We start from the raw sequence: 4,332 nt of genomic DNA, 5'->3' as shown, positions 1-4,332 counted from the left end.
GCTGCAAGCGGCGCGCTGGCGCTGGCCTGGCCCGCCGCCCCGCTTACCCCGCTGTGGCTGAGCGCAACGCTGGCCTCGCTGCTGGGCGCGGCGGTGGTCCCCCTCGACGCGGCGCGTCTGGCGCGCCTGTGGCAAGGCCTCCTGCTGGTCGCGCTGGTACTTTTCGCGCTGCTGGCGGGCCGGGCCTTCGCGTTTTGATGCGGGAAAGCCCGGCCCGCTCCTGCCAAGGTCAGACCGGAAGGCCGACGTAGTTTTCCGCGATCGAACGCTGCGCCGCCTCGCTCGAGGCGATGTAGTCCAGTTCGGCCAGCTGCATGCGGCGTTCGAACGGACCGTCCTCGGGGAAGCGGTGCATGAGCTTGGTCAGCGTCCAGCTGAAACGTTCCGACTTCCACACCCGCGCCAGCGCCTTGGCCGAATAGCCTGCGATGGCATCGTTGTCGTTCGCCTTGAAGAAGCCGAGCATCGCCTCAGCCGCGTAGTGCACGTCGCTCGCCGCCAGGTTGAGGCCCTTGGCCCCGGTCGGCGGCACGATGTGCGCGGCATCGCCGCACAGCAGCAGGCTGCCGTGGCGCATCGGCTCGAACACGTAGGAGCGCAGCGGCGCGATCGACTTTTCGAGCGAGGGTCCACGGGTGATGTGCGCGGCCGCATCGGGGCCGAGGCGGATGGCCAGCTCGTCCCACACGCGATCGTCCGACCAGTCCTCGATCTTCTCGGTCAGCGGCACATCGATGTAGTAGCGGCTGCGCGTTTGGCTGCGCATCGAGGCGAGCGCGAAACCCCGTTCGTGGTTGGCGTAGATCAGCTCGTGGTTGCACGGCGGCACGTCAGCGAGGATGCCGAGCCAGCCGAACGGATAGACCCGTTCGAACCCGCGCCCCACGCTTTCGGGAATGGCCTTGCGCGAAGGGCCGTGGAATCCGTCGCAGCCCACGATGAAGCGCGCGTCGATGCGCTGCTCGACACCGTCCTTGGTGTAGGTGACGTAGGGCGCGTCGCTCTCGATGTCGTGGAGCGCGACGTCGGCAGCTTCATAAACCACTTCGAGATCACGCGACCCGCAGGCCTCCATCAGGTCGCGGGTCAGCTCGGTCTGGCCATAGACCATCACTTCCTTGCCGGTCAGCCCCTTGATATCGATGCGGATGAGACGCTCGCCATCGGCGAGGTTGAACCCGTCGTGCGGCAGCCCCTCGGCCTTCATCCGCGCGTCGAGCCCCAGCTGCTCCATCAACCCGACGGTGACCTGTTCGAGCACGCCAGCGCGAATGCGCGAGAGCACATAAGGCCCGGTCTGGCGTTCGAGCACGATGCACGCGATGCCCTCCTGGCGCAGCTTGTGCCCGAGCAGCAAGCCCGAAGGGCCCGCGCCGATGATGACGACCTGTGTACGCATGTGCCGATAGCTCCTGTCCCGTCGGCACGATCGTTCGTGCCTGGTATGCCCTTCGGATCGCAGCCCAGGGGCTCGACAGGAAGGGCCGAACGCGCCATTGTTCAGGTACTTTTTGGACACCAACGATGCCCCCCACCGCGATTCCGACCTACCTCCTCTATGGCGAGGACCCCGCGGCGCCCCCGCCGCAATTCGCGCATATAGAGACGATTGCGGCGCGCAGCGCGCTCTGCCACTGGGAAATCCGGGCGCACCGCCACCGCCACAGCGTCCAGGTCCTCATAGTCTCGAAGGGACAGGTCGAATTTCATTGCGACGGGGTGATCGAAACGCTCGACGGCCCCTGTTTCATGGCCGTGCCGATCGGCAGCGTCCACGCCTTCCGCTTCGAGGCCGAAACCACCGGCTTCGTCCTCTCGCTCTCGCCCGCTTTCCTCAACCGCGCGCAAGGGGCCGAGGATGCCATGCTCGCGATCCTGACCCACGGCGCGAGCGGCGCGATCACGCCCACAGCGCACGCACGGGTGGGGTGGATCTGCGAGGAACTGCTGGCGATCCAGCGCGACTGGCAGGAACCCGGCGCGCTGTTCGTCAGCCTGGCCGATGCGCTCGTGCGCAGTCTTGAACCCACCGCACCAGCCCCGACCGCCGAGCCGCGCGACGATCGGCTGGCGCAGTTTCGCAAGCTGGTCGAACTCCATCTGACCGAGCATCGAGCGATCGCCTGGTACGCCGAGCGGCTGGGCATCAGCGCCAAGACGCTGACCCGCATCTGCCGCCGCCAGATCGATTGCACGCCGATCCAATTGCTGCACAACCGGCTCGTCCTCGAAGCCCAGCGCCTGCTCTGCTTTACCGATGCCAGCGTGGTGAGTGTGGCTGAAACCCTCGGCTTTTGCGATCCCTCCTACTTTTCCCGCTTCTACCAGCGGCTGACCGGACGACGCCCGCAGCACGACAAGGCCGAGGCCCGCACGCGCGGTTAAGCCTCACGCGGGCGGCGCGGGAAACAGAATCACCACTTTGTAGTCGGGCCGTTCGGCCGGGCTGAAGGTGTGCTGGACATAGCGCCGCAGCCCCGCCTCGCCGTGATGGAAACCACGCTCGCCGCCTTCGCGCGCCAGCACGCTCTGGCGCTCCCACTCGGCCGCGAACAAGGGGGATTCAATGCGCATCTGGTCGATAAACGCCTCTAGCGCCGCGTCGTTGACCATCGGAGCGCAGTGCGCGCGAAATTCCGCCAGCAGGCGGCGTGCGCGTTCTTCCCAATCGGGCAACAGACGCTGCGCGGCGGGGGAGGTGAACGTGTAGCGCAGCAGGTTTGGCTCGGCCGCGCCCCCCTCGCCGAGCCAGCCGACGAACAGCGCCTGCGCGCCCGCGTTCCAGCAGCACGCGTTCCACAGCCGGTCAAGCGCATAGGCGGGATGCGGTACCGCATCGACCAGCGCCGCAACGCTCGCCGGTGCCTGCTCCGCTTCGAGCACCGCGGGCGCATCCGGATCGCGCCGTTCGGCCAGTTCGAACAGATAGGCCCGCTCGGCCGGGGTCAGCGCGAGCGCACGAGCCAGCCGCCCCAGCGCCTCGCTCGACACCCCGATCTCGCGCCCCTGCTCGATCCAGGCGCACCATGTCACCCCGATNGGCCCGCTCGGCCGGGGTCAGCGCGAGCGCACGAGCCAGCCGCCCCAGCGCCTCGCTCGACACCCCGATCTCGCGCCCCTGCTCGATCCAGGCGCACCATGTCACCCCGATCCCGGCGCGCTGCGCCAGTTCCTCGCGCCGCAGCCCCGGCGTGCGGCGGCGGCGCACGGCCACGTCGGGCGGCGTGCGCTCGCGGTGCGTGCGGATGAACTGCCCCAGCAGCCTGCGTCGTTCCTCGGTCAGCATGGGCCCTCTTATAACAGGATAATGTGACATCTTGTAACAGGGTAAATTACCCCGTCTAGAGACGCTCGAAGGAGCAAGACCCATGACCCCATCGCACGACACCGTCGTCGACCAGCAATTCGGCCCGCAAGCACAGGCCTATGTCGAAAGCGCCGTCCACGCCGGCGGCGAAGACCTCGACGCGCTGGAAAGCATCACCGCACGCGCCGCGCCGCGCCGCGCGCTCGACATCGGCACCGGAGGCGGGCACGCCGCCTACCGCATGGCCCGCCACGCCGGAAACGTCACCGCGCTCGACCTGTCGGCCGCCATGCTCGAACGGGTGCGCGCCACCGCGCACGAACGTGGCCTTGCCAATCTCGAAGTCTGCACCGCGCGGGCCGAGCGTCTGCCGCTCGACGATGGCGCCTTCGACATGCTCGCCACGCGCTATTCGGCGCACCACTGGCAGAATTTCGAACAGGCCCTTTGCGAAGCGCGCCGGGTGCTGGAACCGGGCGCGAACGCGGTGTTCATCGATGTCATCTCGCCCGGCGTCGACAGCTACGACACGCATCTGCAGACGGTCGAACTGCTGCGCGATCCCTCGCACGTGCGCAACCGCAGCGAGGCCGAATGGCTCGCCGCGCTGGCCCGCTGCGGCTTTCGCGTGCGCGCGACGACCAGGCGCCGCCTGCGGCTCGAATGGAGTTCCTGGGTCAAGCGCATGCGCACCAGCGACCTGCACTGCGACGCGATCCGCTCGCTGCAATTGCGCGCGCCCTCGGCCACGCGCGCCTACTTCGAAATCGAACCCGACGGCTCGTTCAGCGTCGATACGGTGCAGATCGAAGCGAGCGCCTGCCGGGCCTGGGCGATGAAGGGCTGAAAGGGGGATTTCGAGGGTCCTTGCCCGCGGTCTCCCCGACGGTTGAGCGCCTCGCGCCCGCGCTACGGCGCCGGAGCGAGGCACGCTCGACAATTTGGGGACAATGGAGCGCTGCCCCTTAGAGACCGTAATCAAAATGCCTTTTCAGGCATTTTGATTACGGCACCAGCCCACGCCC

5 protein-coding genes and 1 pseudogene are annotated in these 4,332 nt (G+C 67.9%); 3 read left to right on the top strand and 3 right to left on the bottom strand.

What is annotated here, in order from left to right:
* Positions 1-198, top strand: a 198-nt coding sequence (locus tag MTR62_RS20215) for a hypothetical protein (protein ID WP_244024333.1), incomplete at its 5' end; no start/stop codon positions are given.
* Positions 199-229: 31 nt separating this feature from the next.
* Here MTR62_RS20215 and pobA read toward each other — a convergent pair.
* Entirely contained in the window at positions 230-1,399 is a 1,170-nt protein-coding gene (pobA, locus tag MTR62_RS20210; protein WP_244024331.1) for a 4-hydroxybenzoate 3-monooxygenase, read from the bottom strand.
* Between the two features lie 125 nt (positions 1,400-1,524).
* On the opposite strand from pobA, the gene MTR62_RS20205 reads away from it, so the two are divergent.
* The gene (locus tag MTR62_RS20205) at positions 1,525-2,385 is read left to right on the top strand and encodes a helix-turn-helix domain-containing protein (protein ID WP_244024329.1); all 861 of its coding nucleotides are present in this window, start codon (positions 1,525-1,527) and stop codon (positions 2,383-2,385) included.
* Positions 2,386-2,388: 3 nt separating this feature from the next.
* Here the strand turns inward: MTR62_RS20205 and MTR62_RS20200 are convergent, their stop codons facing one another.
* Complete coding sequence (locus MTR62_RS20200; RefSeq protein ID WP_244024327.1) at positions 2,389-3,033, bottom strand: MmyB family transcriptional regulator; 645 nt, start codon at positions 3,031-3,033, stop codon at positions 2,389-2,391.
* A gap of 67 nt (positions 3,034-3,100) precedes the next feature.
* Positions 3,101-3,286, bottom strand: a pseudogene (locus MTR62_RS21540) (helix-turn-helix domain-containing protein); the annotation flags it as partial.
* 82 nt (positions 3,287-3,368) lie between these two features.
* Here MTR62_RS21540 and MTR62_RS20190 point away from each other — a divergent pair.
* Positions 3,369-4,154 carry a class I SAM-dependent methyltransferase gene (locus MTR62_RS20190; RefSeq protein WP_244024325.1) on the top strand — a complete coding sequence of 262 codons (786 nt, stop codon included), beginning with the start codon at positions 3,369-3,371 and terminating at the stop codon, positions 4,152-4,154.
* Positions 4,155-4,332: the final 178 nt, after the last annotated feature.

The sequence above is a fragment of the Novosphingobium organovorum genome, from assembly GCF_022832435.1.
Classification (GTDB): domain Bacteria; phylum Pseudomonadota; class Alphaproteobacteria; order Sphingomonadales; family Sphingomonadaceae; genus Novosphingobium; species Novosphingobium organovorum.
This window is presented reverse-complemented; position numbering and strand designations above follow the sequence as displayed.

Excerpts from the sequence above, each read along its gene's own strand:
- pobA (WP_244024331.1), bottom strand. The coding sequence starts at position 1,399 with ATGCGTACACAGGTCGTCATCATCGGCGCGGGCCCTTCGGGCTTGCTG.
- MTR62_RS20205 (WP_244024329.1), top strand. The coding sequence starts at position 1,525 with ATGCCCCCCACCGCGATTCCGACCTACCTCCTCTATGGCGAGGACCCC.
- MTR62_RS20190 (WP_244024325.1), top strand. The coding sequence starts at position 3,369 with ATGACCCCATCGCACGACACCGTCGTCGACCAGCAATTCGGCCCGCAA.